Here is a 17,513-nt window from a genome sequence, read left to right as displayed (position 1 = left end):
TGCGGATCGCGTCCAGGGCGGGGAGCCCGGCGGCGTGCATCAGCTCCACCTCACGGCCGATCGGGTCGACCGTTCCGCCCGAGGAGTCGGTGCCCGCGGCGAGGGGGACGCCCAGCTCGTGGGCGGCGAGCACCGCCCGCTTCAGGACCGGGAGGTAGGTGCGGCCCCGCTCGGCCAGGACCGGGTCCGGGGATTCGGCGAGCCCGGCGATGGCGGTGAGCGTCGGCGTGAAGTACGTCCCCCTGCGGCGCATCTCGCGCAGGGTGCGCTCACCGACGAACGCCCCGTGCTCCAGCGAACGGATCCCGGCCGTGACCGCGTCGTGGCAGCCCTTCTCGCTGTAGCTGTGGCAGAGCACCCCCTTGCCCCCGCGCTCTGCCGCCGCCACGATCACGGACAGCTGCTCGTGGTCGTAGACCTGGACGAGCGGGTCCTGTTCGGGCAGCCCGGCGCGTTCGTTCACCCGCGTCTTGATGGTGTCGGCCCCGCGCGCGAGGTTGACCTCGACCACCCGGCGCAGGGCCTCCGGCGAGCGCACTCCCTCGCGCAGCCGGGCGAGCGGCGCGAGGTCCGGGTCGGCGAGGATCGTGTCGCCGAGGTCCGGGGTGACGAAGACGCCCGCAGCCCGGAGGCGGGGCGCCCGCTCCGGCGACTGGCGGGCCAACTCCCGTACGGCGACGTCCTGGTAGAAGTTGGTGGAACCGCTGCGCGCGCTGGTCGCGCCCTTGAGGACCGCGTCGCGCGCCTCGGCGGCCGTGTTGAGATGGATATGGGCGTCCACCAGGCCGGGCAGGATCCACTGCCCGTGGGCCCGCAGCACGGGTACGCCGGCGGGGACCCGGCCGACCCGCCCCCGGGCCCCGGCCGCCCGGACGACACCCCCGGCGATCACCACGACCGCGTCCTCGGTGACCTCGCCCGTCAAGGGGTCGAGCAGCCTGCCGCCCTCGACGACGAGATCTCCGCCCCGGCCCGGCGACCCGGGACGGGCGCCGGACGGGGCGGACGCGGCGGAAGCCGTTCCGGCCGGCACCGCCGAGACTCCGGCGAGGGCCGCGGCGCCCGCGAGCACACCCCGCCTGGTCAGCCGGCCGGAAGGGGGCGGGGTGTTCTCGACGCACATGGGAGGGCTCCTCGGATCACGGAAGCAAGCGGGAGCATTTTGTATACCAGAATCGTCATGATTCCGGGAAGAAGTGATTCCGCCCCTCGCGCGTGCAGGAAAAGTGCAGAAGATGCGCTCTTTCCTTGCCAGGTTTACCGAGGTGGCGGCTAGTTGGTATACAAGAGATCAGGCGTCGTCGAACAGGGACCGCAGTGCCACGGCCCGGCTGTCCCGCACGTGCAGCAGCGTGCTCGCCGCCGCCGACTCCTCGTCGCCCGCCGCGATGTACCGGAACATGACCGCGTGCTGGGCGCGCATGTGCTCCGGCTCCTCCCGCATCCCGAACAGCAACCGGAGCTGTCCGCCGAGCTGCTCCATGGTGCGGGCCAGCATCGGATTGCCGCTCAGCGCGACGATGTCCTCGTGGAAGGCCGTGTGGGCCGCCACCTCGCGCGCCCCCTCGTCGTCGGAGGCCGCCTCTTCCGCCCGGTCGAGGGAGGTCCGCAGCGCGGTGACGCCCGGCGGCTCCGCCGGGGCGGACCGCGCCACCCTGCGGGCCGCGAGCCGGGACGCCTGGACGGCGAGCGGCTCCCACACCTCGTACAGGTGCTCCACGTCCGCCCGCTCCATCCGCCGCACCCGGACCCCGCTGTGCGGCAGCAGCTCCAGGAGCCCTTCGCCCACCAGGGCGCGCAGCGCCTCGCGGACCGGGACGCGGGACATCCGCAGCTCCTCGGCGACCTCGCGCTCCACGAGGCGGGCGCCCTGCGGGTAGCGGCGGTCGACGATCCGCTCCCGGACCGCGTCCCGCGCGCGGGCGCTGAGCGACGTGCGCTCCGGGACGCCCGCCCGCTCGCTCCCCGGACCGTCCGGCCGTGCCCGGTCCCGCCCTGCGCTGCTGCCCGTCACGTGCGCCATCCTCCGCTCGGCCTGCCCCGGGGCCGAGGATACGCGGGACCCGCCGACCGTCAGGACGTGCCCGGGACCCGCCCGTCCGGCAGGAAGAGCACCGAGTTGATGTACCGCTCCCGGTGCGGGACGAAGGCCCGGCGCAGCAACCCCTGGTGCACCAGGTGCTCCGTCCGCGCCTGGTGGGCCACCAGGTCGAACCCGTCGAGCGCGATCCAGCGGCGGCCCGCCAGCAGCCAGCCCGCGTAACCCTGGCCGGCCAGCAGGTCGACCGCGGGTGCGATCGGTCCGAGCCGGCTCTCCAGCTCGATGAGCAGGGCCGGCCGGTCCTTCCGCAGCAGCTCCGCCGCCCCGAGCAGCGCCGCCCGCTCGCCGCCGTCGACGTCCATCTTCACGAAGCCGACCCCGCTCAGCCCGAGACCGTCGACGGTGATCGACGGAACCTCCAGGCAGTGCGCGTGGATGTCGCGGCGGGCCAGCGACGACACCCCCCGGTCCCCGCTGTCGCCCTCCGGGAACCACAGCCGCGCGGTGCCCGCCCGGTCGGTCGCGGCGCCCTGGACCACCCGGGCGTTCGACGGCAGTGTCCTGCGCAGGTGTTCGGCCAGATGCGGCACGGGCTCGATGGTGACCACCCGGTCGCAGCGGGCGGCGAGCCGCCGGGACCAGGGGCCGTACCAGCCGCCGATGTCGACGGCGACGCCGTTCGGCGGGCAGAAGTCGGCGAGCCGCCGGAGCTCGGGCTCGAAGCGCGGGTACAGGGCGACGGCGGCCGAGCCGACGAGGCCCCCGGGCAGTCTGGACGCCACCGCCGCGGCGAACGTGGTCACGTGGCCGAGGCCTTGAGGCGGGTGAGCAGGCGCTCGTGGTCGTCCGACCCGACCTTCCTGCCCGACGAGGGCAGCAACTGCGGGATGCCGTCCACGATCGGGTAGCTCAGGCGCAGCCGGGGGTTGTAGAGCGCCTCCTCCTCGGTCAGCAGGGACAGCGGGCCCTTGTCGAGCGGGCAGGCCAGCAGCGCCAGCAGCGGGTCTTCGGGGTTCATCGGGTGGCTCCTCGGTGTCGGGGATGTCGGGGGTGTCGGAGTGGTCGGGGGTGGCAGGGGTACGGGGAGCGCCGGCGGCGCCGGGGCCGGGGTCAGGACGGGACCGTCGGGCGGGGATCGTGGCGCGGCATGGCCAGCAGGACGGAGAGGGCGAGCGCGGTGCCGCCCACCCGCAGGGCCAGCAGGAGCGGATCCTCGGGAAGCGTCTCGCCGAAGGCGAGCGTCCCGAGGACCGCGGTGAACAGGCTGGTCACCGTGGTGCACACCGGCACGATGAGGGAGGCCCGGCAACGCTGCAACGCCGTCTGCGACATCACCAGACCGGCGCCCGCGGTGAACAGCAGGAGATACGGATAGGGGGACGCCAGCAGCGACAGCGCGGCCTCGCCCGGACCGGTGCCGGTCAGACGGCTGGAGGTGCCCTTGATGGCCAGCGAGCTGACCCCGTAGAGCAGGCCCACCGCCACCCCGTACCCGATGCCGCTGGTCGGGACCCGGTGCCGTTTGGCCGCCCGGCTCTCGACCCGTACGTACAGCCAGACGCCCGCACCCAGCGCGGGCACGCAGACGAGGAGCACCACGGCCCACGGTGCGCCGCCGCTCACCACGTCCTCGCCCTCGCGCACCGAGGCGACGACCATCAGCAGGGCGACCAGCACCCCGCCGAGCGCGTAGCGTTCGCGACCCGTCGACTCCTCGCCGAGCACCGCCGACGACAACAGCAGAAGCAGCACCAGACCGGAGACGAAGATGCCCTGCGCGGCCGCGATCGGCAGCGCCCGGTAGACGATCAGCTGGGCCCCGAACCCGGCCGCCAGCGCCAGCGCGCCGACGATCCACAGCGGACTGGTCAGCAGCACCCGGACCACCCGCAGCGGCCGGCCCGCCGAGAGCGCGGGCAGCGAGCCCAGGGCCCGCTTCTCCACCACGAACCCCACGCTGTACAGCGCGTTGGCGACCAGCGCCGCGCCGACACCCCACCACATCGCGCTACCTCCGTCGCGCGTGGGCCAGCAGGATGGAGGCGGCCCCGGGCACCGAGCACGCCGCCCGGTCCAGCAGCCGCAGCGGACGCGGCACTCCGTGGAAGGGGGCGCCCGTGATCCTCACGTCGTCGAAGCCCGAGGCCGCCAGGAACGAGCGCAGGGCTCGGGCGGTGTACAGCCGCAGGTGCCCGACCACCTCGGAACCGGGGCGGCCGTGGATGCCGCGCAGGCTGACCTCCGAGAACACCGGCTGCACCCCGGCGAGCAGCAGCGCCCGGTTGTACCAGGCCGCCAGGTTCGGGGTGGACAGCATCAGATGGCCGCCGGGCCGCAGCACCCGCCGCAGCTCGTCCAGCGCCTGGTCCGGGTCGACCAGATGCTCCAGGATCTCGCTGAACAGCACCGCGTCCGCGCACCCGTCGGCCAGCGGCAGCCCGCCGTGCTCCAGCTCACCGCGCACCACATGGCCCATCCGGGGCCGGGCCCGGCGCAGCGCGTCCTGGGACCAGTCGACGCCGATCAGCCGGTGACCGGCGAGGATCGGGGCCGCCGTGGCCGCCGCCGTGCCGTCGCCGCACCCGACGTCGAGGATCACCTGCCCCGGCGCGCCCAGCGCGTCGGCCAGCAGCCGGGCCTGCCGCAGGGTGCGCCCGTCGCCCGAGGCGACGGGGACGGCCGGGTTCTCGTAGAAGTCCCGCAGCCCGGGCGGGGGAGAGGCGGTGCCGGTCATACGGTCTCCGAGGACGTCGAGGCCAGGTGACGGGTGAACATCTCGCACAGGCGCACGCCGTCCTCGTCCCCCAGCAGGGTGCGCGACCAGCGCAGCGCCAGATGCAGCCGGCCGCCCGTGGACGCCGTGGTGAAGGTGAGCCCCCGGGGCATCCGGGCGGGCGCGGAGAACCACACGGCCGTCGCCCGGCCCGCCTCCCCGAAGTCCAACGGGTACGGCACCCGGCCGATGTTGCTCAGCAGCGTCGTCGAGGTCCACGGCGCGGCCAGCACCCGCAGCCCCCGGGTGAGGGCGGCGCGGGCGGCCACCGGCATCAGCGGCGCGGTCAGCAGCGACGCGGAGCGGCCCAGCGGGGGACGGGTGCGCGCCTTGAGCGCCCGGGTGCGCTCCGCGGTCGCCCGGAGCAGTGCCGGCACGTCCGCCCCGGGCGCCGGCTCGGACGCGGCGAACCCGACCTCCACCAGCCGGGTGCCGTTCCCGATCGGCATCTCGGGGCCCCGGGTGCGGTCGTCGACCGGCATGGTGATCCGCAGTGGCCGGCGGTCGGCCCACGGCGCGTCCTGCGTCCGGTTCCAGTCGGCCACGGTGAGCGCGGTGGCCACCATCAGCTGGTCGTTCACCGTGTACGGGGCGCCGGACACCCGCTTCGGCACCGGAAGTTCGACCAGCAGCATGGCGTTTCCCGGTACCGGTGAGGGCCCCGGCGAGCCCGCCGCGATCCGGGCGGGACGGGCCAGCGCCGCCGCCGGGGACTCCCCGGCGGGCGCCTCGGACGCCGGCCGCGCGGGGGCGGGGGCCGGCGGGATGCGGTGCGTGCCGTAGACCTCGGCGGCCGTCGCCGCCAGCCGCATGCAGGCCGGGCCGTCGAGGGCGGTGTGGTGCACGGCGAAGACCAGCACACACCCCTCGGCCCCCGGCTCCTCGACCACGGTGAGCCGCAGCGGCGGTGACGCCGTGAGCGCAGGCGCCTCGTCCAGCGCCCGCGCCCGGGCCCGGGCGAGCGCCCCGGGCGCGGCCGGCGGGAAGGAGACCGGGTCCACGTCGGGGCGCCCGGTCAGCTCCCACTCGTAGAGCCGGGCGAACGGGGACCGGGGGCGCTCCCGCATCAGCGCCCGGGGGTGCCGGGCGAGCGCCTCGGCGAACGCGGAGCGCAGCCGCCCCTCGTCCACCCGGCCGGGCAGATGGATCTCGATGTGCACCGTGTTCGGCTCGGCGTCCTGCGCACAGTGCCGGGCCACCTCGTCGACCACCGGGAACGGCACCCGGCCGGGGGCCCCGGGCCGGGGCGTACCGCCCCGGGCCCGGGGGTGCTGCGTGGTCGCCATCAGGTGCCTCCTCCGGGACGGGCCGGCGGCTGCTGACCGCCGAGCCCCCGCGTCGGGCCGTCACCGCCCGGGCCGTCGCCCGCGCCACGGCTGCCGCCTGCCTCGCCCCCGCCCTCGCCCGAGCCGTACCCGAATCCGGGTGCGGGAGGCGGAGTTCCCTGGGGGTGCTTCGGGTCGGTGGACAGGGTCCTGCCCGCGGCGGCGGTGGCCTGTGCCGGCACCGAGGGCGCCTCGCCGTCCGCGGCGGCCGTGCCCCGGCCCCGGCCCCGGGCGGCACGCCTGCCGAGCGGTTCGCGCCCCACCGTGACCAGGGCGGCGAACAGGCCGATCAGCGCCAGGAACTGGGCCGTCGCGCCGAACGCGCCCGCGCCCGCGGCCGTGGTCTCCCCGGTGCCCACCGCCGCGACGACACCCGCCGCGGCCATCGCCGCGAACGCGACGGGTGCGAGCGCCCTCGGCCGGAAGTGGGCGAGTACGGCGAGGACCGGCACCGCGAGGGCGAGCGGCCCCGCGATCACCACTCCCACCAGGGTGAGCGCCACCGTGCCGAGGACCGGACCCGGACCCGGTACGACGGGCTGCTCCTCGGCCGCGTACGGCTCGGCGCCCCGCCGGCGTCCGAAGGCGAGCCCCACGAGCACCAGGAGCAGGACCCCGGCGCCGATCAGACCCACCTGGTAGATCCGGGCCGGCTCGTACTCCAGGGTGACCGTGCCGCCCTCGCCCTCCGGGATCAGCCAGGCCTGCTGCCAGCCGTCGATCCGCAGCGGTGTCAGTTCCTCGCCGTCCAGGGTGGCCTCCCAGCCCTTGTTGTGGTTCTCGTGGATCTGGAGGTAGGAGGCCTCGCCCGCGCCGACGGCGATCGTGCGCCGGTCGCCGTCGCCCCGCTCGACGTCCACCGAACGCGGCGTGCTCGCCGCGGGCTCGGAGGTTCCGTTGCTCAGCGTGACGTCCGTGATGGCGAGAGGGCCCGCGTCACCCGCCTCGACGGTGGTGGACGAGGCGGCCAGCTCCACCGTGCCGCCCTCGGTGCACGGCGTGACCTCGATGGGGCGGCGCTGCGTCAGGTCCCGCACCAGGCCCTCGGCGCGGGTCTCCAGGAACGTACCGCCGACGGACAGGACCGGGCCCTTTCCACAGGCCAGACTGAACTTCTGGTCCGGCTTCGGCTGCGGCGAGCGGTACTCCTCCAGGGCCGGGACGTAGACCTCGCTCAGCCCCACCGGCAACTGCAACTGGTCGTCGGCGACCGGGTTGTGGACGGTCAGCGGCGCCTGCCGCGAGATGGTGATGTCCATCCGGTCGGTCCTGATGGGCGAGAAGCGGGCCATGCCGTTCTCGTCCACGGAGGCCACCGCCGTGCCGTCGGGGGAACTGATCTGCACCTGCTCGGGGCGGGTGGACAGACCGCCCGCCGCCGCGAAGACGATCTCCCCGACCTCCTTCTTCTCCGGCCAGGACAGATGCAGCGTGGGGCGTTCGCCCGCGATCCACGCCGTGGTCAGATCACCGTCGGTCAGATTGCGCGGACTGAGGCTGGTGCCCAGCCGCGCCGTGGAGTCGGCGCTGACCTCGATCCTGTCCCGCTCGCCCGTCAGCTCGAACAGCAGCTTGTCCAGCTCCTCGCCGGGCACCGGCACCGCGGCGGCGGAGACCTTGTACGGCCCGGCCTCCCGGGCGGTGAACTGCCGGTGCAGGCCGACCTCGGCCGCCACCGACGACAGACCGCCGGGGTCGCTGCCCCGCCGCAGCGAGTAGACCGTGGAGTCCGCGCCCCCACGGGGCGCGTCGGAGGGCAGCTCCAGCATCCGGGTCACCTGCACCCCGGGGATCGCGATGTCGGTGAAGCCCGCGCCGGTGAGCCCGGGACGCCCCTGCTGGGACTCCAGGATCGTCACCTTCAGCCAGGACGCCTGCCCGGTGGGCGCGGCCACGGTCTGCACCGATCCGTCCGGCTTCAGCGGGCTGTCCTTGTGGCCCCGCTCGGTCTCGACCCGGACGACGGTCGGTGCGGCCCGCACGTTCGCGCTGGGCAGCGGCGTCACCTGGAGCGAGGCCGGAATCTCCGTCGGCGTGGTGAAGTCGATCCGCACCCACTCGTCCTCGGGAGAGCCCGGGGACCCTTCCGCCCAGCCGGTGTCCGGGTTGCCGTCGAAGGCGTTGACCGGGTCGTACTGCGGCAGATGGAACAGCCAGTTGCCCACCGACGAGGCGCTGACCTTCTCGGCGCCGCGCAGCACGGCCGTCGTCTGGTGCTCCGCGCCCGACGCGGGGAGGATCTGCCGGGGGCTCCGGTCCGGGTCCTGCGCGGCCTCCACCGCGTTGCGCTCATCGGCGGTGTACGTGTACGAGGTGTTGGAGTTGACCAGCCCGAACCGGGTGTCGGCACGCCGCAGCCCGTCGCCCGCCGCGTACAGCGACGGCCGCCCCAGCCCCGGGTGCGCGTCACCGGCCAGCACGGTCGGCCGGCCGGCCAGCGCGCCGCTCGCCGACAGCGGCAGCAGCGACTCGGGCCCGCCGCTCACGACGGCCGTCGAGGCCACCGGGGCCGTGCCCGCCCGGCCCGGACGCTCCGTCCCGGCGGGCGGCTCGTAGATCTCCACGGCCCGCTGCCGCGGATAGAGGCCCTCGACCTGCACGGGGGTGTCCGCCGCGATCCGGCCGCCGGTCATCACCGGACCGAAGCCGGTGACGCGCCGGTACCCGGACGCCTCCAGGGTGCGCTTCACCGTGGCCGTGGGGACGTACCCCAACTGGTCGGGATCCAGGTCGTTGCGGACCACCACATAGTGCAGTCCCGCCCGGTTGAGGTACTCGCTCAGTCCGGGGACCTCGCCGCCGGTGGTCAGCGCCTGCTCGACGGCGTCCATCGCCCGCCGGTTGCCCGGCGTTCCGAACGGCACGTAGTCCCGCTGCGCCCAGGGCGAGTTCGCCAGGACGTCCAGCGGCTGGTCGATGGGGGAGCCCCAGGTGTAGATGCCGTGCGCGGTCGCGGGGACCACCAGGGCGCGGTCGTCGGCCGAGTTCTTCTCCAGCCAGCTCCCGGTCGTCTCCCAGTACGTGGGCAACTGCTGGAACGAACCCGTCTGCAGGATCGACCCGTTGACGTACGGCCAGGCGAGCCCCGGCAGCACCAGCGCGGCGGCGATCACCGGCACGAACCGGCGGGCGCGCACCGCGGTGGCCCCGCCCCGCGCGGCCGCGGCGGCGGAGGCCACCGCGGCGAGGTGCGCGAGACCCAGGGCCAGGGCCAGGGCCAGACCCGTCTGGAACTTGTAGATGTTGCGGAACGGCACCAGCCAGCCGTCCAGCCAGTCCTGCACGGTCCCGTGGAACAGCCCGCCCAGCGCACCGCCGTAGCCGGCGAGCGTGATGAGCGCGACGCTCAGTACGGTCAGCACCAGCCAGCGGCGCTCGGGCAGATCACGGCGCGCCAGCCCCGCCAGCCCCAGGGCGGCGGCGAACGCCGAGCCGAGGATGGTGACGGTCGCGGTGGCGACGGTCCAGCCGGCGGGCAGCCAGGCCTCGCCGAAGTTCAGATAGCCGACCCAGTTCCCGCCGCCGCGCAGCATCTCGGTCGCCGACATGGTCGTCGTGGTGGTGTGCGAGGACTCCACGTACGGCATGAAGTTCTCGCCGAAGGTGCCCAGGAGCAGCAGCGGAACGATCCACCAGGCGGTCGCCAGGATCACGCCCGGGATCCACCACGCCAGCAGGGCGCGCTTGCGCGGCCCGCCGGGACGGGACAGCAGATACAGCCCCACCGGCAGCAGCGAGGCCAGGGTGGAGGCGGCGTTGACGCCGCCCATCAGCGGGATCAGCAGCGCGGACCGGGCCGCGGCGACCCTCGGCGCGAGGCGCGGGTTCGTCAGCGGCAGCAGCACCCACGGCAGCAGGGCGCCCGGCAGGGCCGCCGCCGACGTCGAGCCCACGACGATGGTGTACGTCGGCCACAGCGCGTACGCGAGCGCGCCGAGCAGCCGGGTGGCCGGGGAGCCGACGGCCAGCCGCTCCGCCAGCCGGAGCGCACCCCAGAAGGCCGTCGCCACGATCAGCGACAGCCACAGCCGCTCCGCCAGCCACAACGGCACGTGCAGCAGGTCGGCGGCCCCGTAGTACGGCAGCATCGGGATGGCGTAGCCGACGTACTGGTCGGCTATCCCGCCGAACCCGGCCCGGCTGTGCCACAACTCGCCCAGGTCGCCCAGGAAGCGCCACGGGTCCACGACGACGCCGAGCTTGGTGTCGAACGTCATCCGGCCGGGCGACACCGCGAGGAACGCCGCGAACACGGCGGCCCAGAAGCCCAGCAGCCACCGCCGTGAACGGGGCGTGGGAGGTCCGTCGGCGGGACCCGGGGACGCGGGTCCCGCGCCCTCCGGGGCCGTGGACCGGGGTGGGTGGACAGCGCTGGTCATGAACACCGCCGGAGAATGAGGAGGAGGTTCCAGGTGGCGAATTCCCGCAGTACGGGGATGCGCGGCACGAGCTGGGGAAGGACGGGCCAGTAGCGCGAGCGTGCTGAGACGACGGTCACGTCGGAGCGGCTCCGGACGTGGCTCAGGGTCTCCCCGACGCCGATCTTGAAGAGGTTCTCGCCGAGCCGGTGCTTGGCCGGGCCGCCGGTGCGCCGCTCGTAGCGGCTCCGGGCGCGTTCGGCGCCGAAGTAGTGCCAGGGCGCCCATTCATGGCCGCCCCAGGGGGAGAGCCAGTTGGTGTACGAGACGTAGATGAGCCCGCCGGGGCGGGTCACCCGCGCCATCTCGCTGAGGAAGGTGTGCGGATCGGCGACGTGCTCCAGCACGTTGGAGGAGAAGCAGACGTCGGCCGCGCCGTCGGCGAGCGGCAGCAGATAGCCGTCGGCGACGACGGTGTCCGCGCGCTGCCCGGGGCCGATCTCCGCCGGATCCGGTTCGAAGAGGTAGCTGTGCGCGCCGCGCCGCCGGAACTCGCGGGTGAAGTAGCCGTCGCCGCCGCCGACGTCCACGACGACCTTGTCGCGGAGCGGGCCGTGCCGTTCGACCTGGTCGGCCGCGTCACGGGCCAGCAGGGTGTATGCCGTGGCGGGGTCGCCCTGTTCGCGCAGGAAGGCGCGGAACAGGGCGGCCGACCGCCGGAACGAGGGGTCCTTCACGCGCTCGCGCCGATCACCGGGGCGTCCGCCGTCAGGGCGCGGGCACCGGCCGTCGCCTCGGCGGCGACCGCGGCGAACCGGCGCACACTGGCGGTCCACCGGTAGTCGGCGGCCCGTTCCCGGGCCGCCCTGCCCATCGCCTCGCGCCGCTCGTCGTCCAGCGCCAGCGCGCACCAGGCGGCGGCGAAGGAGGAAGCGCCCGGGGCGAGGATCCCGGTGACACCGTCCTCGACGGAGTCGCGCAGCCCCGGCACGTCGAAGCCCAGGGTCGGGGTGGAACGGGCCGCGGCTTCCGTGACGACCAGCCCCCACCCCTCCACGGCGGCCGGGTGCAGCAGCATCCACGCGGCGCAGAGCAGCCGGTGCTTCTCCGCCTCGGTCACATGACCGGCGAACTCCACACCGGGACCGGCGAGCTGTTCCAGCCGGGTCCGCTCGGGGCCGTCGCCGACGATGACGAGCCGGCCGCCGGTGACCGGCCGGACCCGCTCCCAGAGCTGCAGCAGCAGATCGATGCGCTTGTAGTCGACGAGCCGGCCCAGCGCCACGAACAGCGGCTCGGCGGACCGCTCGCCCTGCGGGCTCGGCTCCTGGACCCCGTTGTGCACCACCCGGATCCGCCGGTCGGGCACGCCGATCTCGCGCAGCGCGCCCGCCGTGGACGGGGACACCGCGATCATCAGGTGGTCGCGGTAGGCCCGGGACAGGGCCCAGTGTTCGAGCTTGCGCCCGGCACGGGCCACCGGCGTCGGGAAACGCATGTCCCACAGATCGGTGTGCACATGGTTGACCAGGCACACGGTGGGTCCGCGGTGCCACAGCGGGGCCAGGTACGGCATGCCGTTGCAGACCTCGACGAGCAGGTCGCACGCGCCGACCTGCCGGGCGAACGCGGACCGCGCGCCGACGTAGTGCCCCAGCGCGGAGCCCGCCGAGACGACCCGGTAGGGCCGGCGGGCGGCCGGTCCGCCGCACAGCAGCGTGACGTCGTGGCCCTGCTCGGTGAGGCCCAGGGCGAGCTGGTCGACCAGCAGCTCGGAGCCGCCGGCGGCCGGGTTGCCCAGGTCGCGGTGGGCGAGGAAGACGATGCGTCTGGGGGTCGCGGGGATCGTCGCGGGCGCCGGGCCCTGACCCGGACGCGCGACGGCGTCAAGCAGTGGGGGAGGGACGTGCTGGGGCATGGGTGCTCCAACTCGGCTCGGGGGGAGGGGACGGGGGGAGCGGCCCTCGGGACGAGGGCCGCTTGCAGCGGGGACGTACCGGGGGGCCCGGACGGGGTGCGCCGGGCCGGGGAACCCGGCTGCGGCGCGAGGGATCGGGATGAGGGTGATGCGGAAGTGAGGAGAAGGAGGACGGACGGGGACGAGACCGGGGGGCCGTGCTCTGGTGGGGGTAGACAGTTTTCGGCACGGGTACGCGACCGGCTACTCACCGGCGCAACAACTTGCCGGTAACTCAGGTGTGCGGAATCGTCATCATGTGAGTGTTCGGTGCTTCCGGCTCCGTCCGGCGGCCCCGGACGACGAGCACGACGCCTGCCACGGTGAGCACACCGCCCAGCCCCGCGGCCCCGGCCGGCGCGGTCGTGCCGAGCATCGCCAGCCGGTCGCTGTCCGCCGACGCCAGCTCGACCTGCCGGCGCTGGGTCTCCTCGGTGAACTCCACCCGCTTGCTCTCCAGGAGCACCACGGCGTCCTTCGTGGAGCCCGGGGCGCGCAGGGTCTTCCTCGGGCCGATCGCCGCGTTCATGATCCGGCCGGTCCGCCGGTCGACCACCAACTCGATGCCGCTGTTGGAGTACCACTCCTCCGCCAGCACCTGGGGGATCTTCTTCTTCCCCACGAGCAGCCCGGGCACCTGGCGCACCCCGGTCCTGGTGGGCTCGACCTCGCCCTTGAAGAGGAGGCCGGAGTAGCCCTGGACCTCCTGCTCACCGGCGTAGGAGAGGCGCACGACCCCGCCGAGCGTGCTGTCCCACCAGCGGTAGGAACGCTCCTCGACGTCGAAGGGGAACTTGAGATAGGCCTCCCCGTCGAACGTCGGGGACTCCTCGCAGCAGTGGACCGGCTCGTTCGTGACCCGGTCGGTCACCCAGCGCTCCAGCGTCCACTGGAGGGCGTCACGGGGGTCCGAGGCGGGCAGGGTGCCCTGGTGGTCGACCGAGGTGGAGACGTCCCACACGGCGTTGCCGCTTTTCTCGCTGTCGGCCACGTCCCCGCGCACCTGCCGCGTGATCGTGATCGTTCTGCCCTCGACCGTCTCCACCTCGGACGTGTCGAAATAGCTGCCCGTCCCGGTGAAGACGGTGGTGGTGTCGATGTCGATGGGGGTGCGCTTGGCGTGCGGCTGGACGTACCAGACGAGCAGCGGCGCGAGGACGAGCAGGAAGACTCCTGCCCCCAGCAGGACAAGCGACAGGGGTGAAGCTTTGTGGCGCATCCGGGCACTCCTGGGTCGAATCTCTTCGCGGAGGTGCACGGGCCCGGGCCGGTCAGCCCTTGATTGGCGTGAACAGTAAGCAAGGCCTTGACGGAATGTCAATGTGCTGTCGACACTGTGTCCCAGCCGGAGGGGCCCGGCTGACGGGGTGGGGATCGCCTCCAGCAAGGAGCTCACCCGATCATGCGCAGACTCATCGCAGCCGCTGTCACCGTGCTGGTGGCCGCCACGCTCGCCGTTGGTGCGGCGGTCGGTGTCGTGGCACTCCTCGGCGCCACGCCCGACCAGCCCAACACGCCCCTGATCAGCTATGACACCGCACCGGCGGTTCCGTGACCCGCCCGGCCTGGCAGGACGTCCCCCGGTCGAAGCTCGACCGTTTCGAGGCGATCGCCCGGTCCGAGGCCCCCGAGCTCGCCCAGATGATCCTGTACCAGATCCGCCAGGAATATCCCTATCTGCAACTGGTCGAGGACGAGTCCGGGGAGCCACTGGCCCTCGTCGGCATCCGCCGCGCCATCGAAGGCTTCGTCCACAACCTCACCGCCGGCGCCCACCCGCGGGTGCCGCCGGAGATGTTCCAGGAGTTCGGGCGCGGCGAGGGGCTGGAGGGCCGCAGCCTCGACGCGCTCCAGGCCATCTATCGCCTCGGGGTCCGGCTCACCTGGCGCAGGCTCGCCGAGATCGGCCAGGAGGTCGACATCCCCGCGCCCGCCATGTACGAGCTGGCCGAATCGGGATTCGAGTATCTGGACGGGCTCGTGGAACAGTCGGTACGGGGCTACGCCGAGGCGGCGGCCCGGCGCGCCAGCGAACGGCTCCGCCTCCAGCGCCAGCTGATCGAGCTCCTCCTGGTGGAACACCGGGGCGATGTGTCGGTCGCCCTGTCCGAGCGGGCCGCCCGCATCGGCTGGGAGCTCCCGGAGACGATCGCCGTGGGCGTGCTCATGCGCCCGGCCCGCGAGGCCGTGGCCCCGGCGGTCGGGCAGGGCATCCTGCTGGAGATGGAGAGCGAGCAGCCGCGCATCGTCATCCCGGACCCGGACACGGCGGGCCGTGCGGAGATCCTGCGGCGCGCCACGGCCGGCTGGTCCGGGGCGATCGGCCCGGCGGTCCCGCTGGCCGCCGCGGCGACCTCGCTGCGCTGGGCGGAGACCGCGGTCCAGCTGATCACGAGGGGCCGGCTGCCGCAGGGGGAGGTGCTGTACTGCACCGAGCGGACGGAGGAACTGCTGCTGCTTCCCGCCCAGGAGCTGATCGACGCCTCGGCCCGCCGCTGCCTCGCCCCGCTGGAGGGCCTCAGCCCGACCCAGGCCCGGCGCCTGGCCGAGACGCTGCTCGCCTGGATCGAGACCCCCGGCGGCGCCCCGGAGGTGGCCGCCCGCCTCGGCGTCCACCCCCAGACGGCCCGCTACCGGCTGCGGCAGATCCGCGAGCTGTGGGGCGACGCCATCGACGAACCGGATCAGCGCTTCGAGATGCTCCTGGTGCTCCGCGCCCGGCGCCTGCGGGGCGATCCGGCCGCCACCGCGGGCTGAGCGGCGGCGGCCGTACGGGAGAGCGATCGGGCGGGGAGGACGTCAGGGGACGTCCGGCCGTCCGGCGCCCTCCCCCCCCCACCGGGACCGCCGGACCGGGTCAGACCGGGGTGACGTACGCCCCGGCGATCCCGCCGTCGACCAGGAAGTCCGTGGCGTTCACGAAGGAGGAGTCGTCGCTCGCGAGGAACGCGACGGCGGCGGCGATCTCCGTGGGCTCGGCGAACCGGCCGACGGGGATGTGCACGAGACGCCGGGCGGCCCGCTCCGGGTCCTTGGCGAACAGTTCCTGGAGCAAGGGGGTGTTGACCGGGCCGGGGCACAGGGCGTTGACCCGGATGCCGTCGCGCGCGAACTGCACCCCCAGCTCGCGCGACATCGCCAGGACCCCGCCCTTGGACGCGGTGTACGAGATCTGCGAGGTGGCCGCGCCCATCCGGGCCACGAAGGACGCCGTGTTGATGATCGAGCCCCTGCCCTGCGCCCGCATGTAGGGAATGGCCGCCTTGCAGCACAGGTACACCGAGGTCAGGTTGACCTCCTGCACCCGCTTCCACGCCTCCAGACCGGTGTCCAGGATGGAGTCGTCGTCGGGCGGCGAGATCCCCGCGTTGTTGAACGCGATGTCGACCGAGCCGTAGGTGTCGAACGCGGCCTTGAAGAGGGCGTTCACCTGGTCGGCGTCGGTGACGTCGGTACGGACGAAGATCCCGCCCGCCTCCGCGGCGGCGGCCTTGCCGCTCCCCTCGTCCACATCGGCGCAGACGACGTGCGCGCCCTCGGCGGACAGCCGCCGGACGGTGGCCAGGCCGATGCCGCTGCCGGCTCCGGTGACGACGGCGGTACGGCCGACCAGACGGCGGCAGACGGAAGAAGTGTCGGTCATGGTGCTCAGGCCTCCGAGCTGATGAAGACGTTCTTGGTTTCGGTGAAGGCGGCCAGCGCGTCCGGGCCGAGCTCGCGGCCCAGCCCCGACTGCTTGTAGCCGCCGAAGGGCGTCGAGTAGCGCACGCTGGAGTGCGAGTTGACGGAGAGGTTGCCCGCCCGCAGTCCCTGGCTCACGCGCAGGGCCCGGCCGACGTCCCGGGTCCAGACGGACCCGGCGAGCCCGTAGTCGGTGGCGTTCGCGAGGCGCAGCGCGTCCTGTTCGTCCTCGAACGGCAGGACCACGGCGACGGGACCGAAGACCTCCTCGACCGCCACCGGGGCCTCGGGCCGCACCCCGGTGAGGACGGTCGGCGGGTACCAGAACCCGGGGCCCTCGGGCGCCGTCCCGAGGACGGCCCGTACGCCGTCGGCTTCGCGCCCGCCGTCCACGAGCCCCCGGACCCGGTCCCGCTGGACTGCCGAGATCAGGGGCCCCATCTGGGTCTTCCCGTCGGCCGGGTCGCCCACCACGACGGCGGACAAGGCCGGGACGAGGGAGTCGAGGAACCGGTCGTACACGGATCGCTCGACCAGGATCCGGGTGCGGGCGCAGCAGTCCTGACCGGCGTTGTCCAGGAAGGACATCGGTGCGGCCGCGGCCGCGGCCTCCACATCCGCGTCGGCGAAGACGACGTTGGGGCTCTTGCCGCCCAGCTCCAGGGTGAGCCGCTTCACGCGCTCGGCGCAGCGGGTCATGATGTGCTTGCCGGTCCGGGTGGAGCCGGTGAACACGATCTTCGCGACACCCGGGTGCTCCACCAGGGCGCTGCCGGCCACCGGCCCCTCGCCGGGCAGTACCTGGAACAGCCCGTCGGGCAGGCCCGCCGCCAGGGCGAGTTCGGCCAGCCGGAGAGCGGTCAGCGGCGTCGTCTCGGCGGGCTTGAGGAGGACGGCGTTGCCCGCCGCGAGGGCCGGTGCGAGACCCCAGGCGGCGATCGGCATCGGGAAGTTCCACGGGGCGATGACCCCGACGACGCCCAGCGGCTCCAGGACCGTGAAGTCGATGCCGCCCGCCACCGGGATCTGCCGGCCCAGGAGCCGCTCGGCGCCGCCCGCGCAGTAGTCCAGGAGGTCGCGCACGTTGCCCGCCTCCCAGCGGGCGTTGCCGATGGTGTGTCCGGCCTCGCGGACCTCCAGTCGGGCGAGTTCCTCGATGTGTTCGTCGACGACGACGGCGAAGCGGCGCAGCAGCCGCGCCCGGTCGGCGGGCGCCGCCGCCGACCAGCGCCGCTGGGCGGCGGCGGCACGGGTGACGGCGGTGTCCACATCGGCGGCGGAGGCGGCGGGGACGGTGGCGATGACCTCGGCGGTCGCCGGGTTCAGAACGTCCAGGGTGGGCTGTGGCACGTACGGACCTCGATCGGGAAGCGGGGGG

At 74.2% G+C, this 17,513-nt stretch carries 15 protein-coding genes; 2 read left to right on the top strand and 13 right to left on the bottom strand.

All coding sequences use genetic code 11. From position 1 onward, the window contains the following. The 11 genes from DTB53_RS01615 to pgfA all read right to left on the bottom strand — a co-directional run. Positions 1-1,123: amidohydrolase family protein (locus DTB53_RS01615; protein WP_112416002.1), on the bottom strand; the 1,123-nt coding region annotated here is incomplete at its 3' end. Between the two features lie 168 nt (positions 1,124-1,291). After that, the gene (locus DTB53_RS01610) at positions 1,292-2,023 is read right to left on the bottom strand and encodes a GntR family transcriptional regulator (RefSeq protein WP_012381961.1); all 732 of its coding nucleotides are present in this window, start codon (positions 2,021-2,023) and stop codon (positions 1,292-1,294) included. A gap of 50 nt (positions 2,024-2,073) precedes the next feature. Further along, positions 2,074-2,844 carry an FkbM family methyltransferase gene (locus DTB53_RS01605; RefSeq protein WP_003970772.1) on the bottom strand — a complete coding sequence of 257 codons (771 nt, stop codon included), beginning with the start codon at positions 2,842-2,844 and terminating at the stop codon, positions 2,074-2,076. Beyond that, entirely contained in the window at positions 2,841-3,059 is a 219-nt protein-coding gene (locus DTB53_RS01600) for a Trm112 family protein (RefSeq protein WP_012381962.1), read from the bottom strand. Before DTB53_RS01600 ends, DTB53_RS01605 begins: the two co-directional genes overlap by 4 nt. 92 nt (positions 3,060-3,151) lie before the next feature. After that, on the bottom strand, positions 3,152-4,045 hold the full coding sequence (locus tag DTB53_RS01595; RefSeq protein ID WP_012381963.1) for a hypothetical protein: 894 nt from the start codon (positions 4,043-4,045) through the stop codon (positions 3,152-3,154). 4 nt (positions 4,046-4,049) lie between these two features. Next, the gene (locus tag DTB53_RS01590) at positions 4,050-4,775 is read right to left on the bottom strand and encodes a class I SAM-dependent methyltransferase (protein ID WP_012381964.1); all 726 of its coding nucleotides are present in this window, start codon (positions 4,773-4,775) and stop codon (positions 4,050-4,052) included. After that, positions 4,772-6,100: a condensation domain-containing protein gene (locus DTB53_RS01585; protein ID WP_012381965.1), complete on the bottom strand. Its 1,329-nt coding sequence runs from the start codon at positions 6,098-6,100 to the stop codon at positions 4,772-4,774. Before DTB53_RS01585 ends, DTB53_RS01590 begins: the two co-directional genes overlap by 4 nt. Next, positions 6,100-10,518 carry an alpha-(1->3)-arabinofuranosyltransferase domain-containing protein gene (locus tag DTB53_RS01580; protein WP_012381966.1) on the bottom strand — a complete coding sequence of 1,473 codons (4,419 nt, stop codon included), beginning with the start codon at positions 10,516-10,518 and terminating at the stop codon, positions 6,100-6,102. The genes DTB53_RS01585 and DTB53_RS01580 overlap by 1 nt, the downstream gene beginning before the upstream one ends. Further along, positions 10,515-11,234, bottom strand: a complete 720-nt coding sequence (locus tag DTB53_RS01575; RefSeq protein ID WP_003970778.1) for a class I SAM-dependent methyltransferase — start codon at positions 11,232-11,234, stop codon at positions 10,515-10,517. The genes DTB53_RS01580 and DTB53_RS01575 overlap by 4 nt, the downstream gene beginning before the upstream one ends. Next, complete coding sequence (locus DTB53_RS01570; protein WP_012381967.1) at positions 11,231-12,415, bottom strand: glycosyltransferase family 4 protein; 1,185 nt, start codon at positions 12,413-12,415, stop codon at positions 11,231-11,233. Before DTB53_RS01570 ends, DTB53_RS01575 begins: the two co-directional genes overlap by 4 nt. A 274-nt stretch (positions 12,416-12,689) precedes the next feature. Beyond that, positions 12,690-13,673, bottom strand: a complete 984-nt coding sequence (gene pgfA, locus DTB53_RS01565; protein WP_003970780.1) for a cell envelope lipid trafficking protein PgfA — start codon at positions 13,671-13,673, stop codon at positions 12,690-12,692. A 183-nt stretch (positions 13,674-13,856) separates the two neighbouring features. Between pgfA and DTB53_RS36760 the strand changes: the two genes are divergently transcribed. Then, positions 13,857-14,009: a hypothetical protein gene (locus DTB53_RS36760; RefSeq protein ID WP_172595238.1), complete on the top strand. Its 153-nt coding sequence runs from the start codon at positions 13,857-13,859 to the stop codon at positions 14,007-14,009. After that, entirely contained in the window at positions 14,006-15,211 is a 1,206-nt protein-coding gene (locus DTB53_RS01560) for a PucR family transcriptional regulator (protein WP_003970782.1), read from the top strand. The genes DTB53_RS36760 and DTB53_RS01560 overlap by 4 nt, the downstream gene beginning before the upstream one ends. Positions 15,212-15,311: 100 nt before the next feature. On the opposite strand, the gene DTB53_RS01555 is transcribed toward DTB53_RS01560, so the two are convergent. Both DTB53_RS01555 and DTB53_RS01550 read right to left on the bottom strand, forming a co-directional pair. Next, complete coding sequence (locus DTB53_RS01555) at positions 15,312-16,097, bottom strand: 3-oxoacyl-ACP reductase (protein WP_012381968.1); 786 nt, start codon at positions 16,095-16,097, stop codon at positions 15,312-15,314. A 5-nt stretch (positions 16,098-16,102) separates the two neighbouring features. Further along, positions 16,103-17,485 (bottom strand): aldehyde dehydrogenase family protein, encoded by a 1,383-nt coding sequence (locus DTB53_RS01550; RefSeq protein ID WP_012381969.1) that lies wholly within the window; start codon positions 17,483-17,485, stop codon positions 16,103-16,105. Between the last annotated feature and the right edge of the window lie 28 nt (positions 17,486-17,513).

Origin of the sequence: Streptomyces griseus (genome assembly GCF_900460065.1) — a bacterium.
In the GTDB taxonomy this organism is placed as follows: domain Bacteria; phylum Actinomycetota; class Actinomycetes; order Streptomycetales; family Streptomycetaceae; genus Streptomyces; species Streptomyces griseus.
The sequence above is the reverse complement of the archived record's forward strand: the minus strand, read 5'-3'. Positions and strand labels throughout refer to the sequence as shown.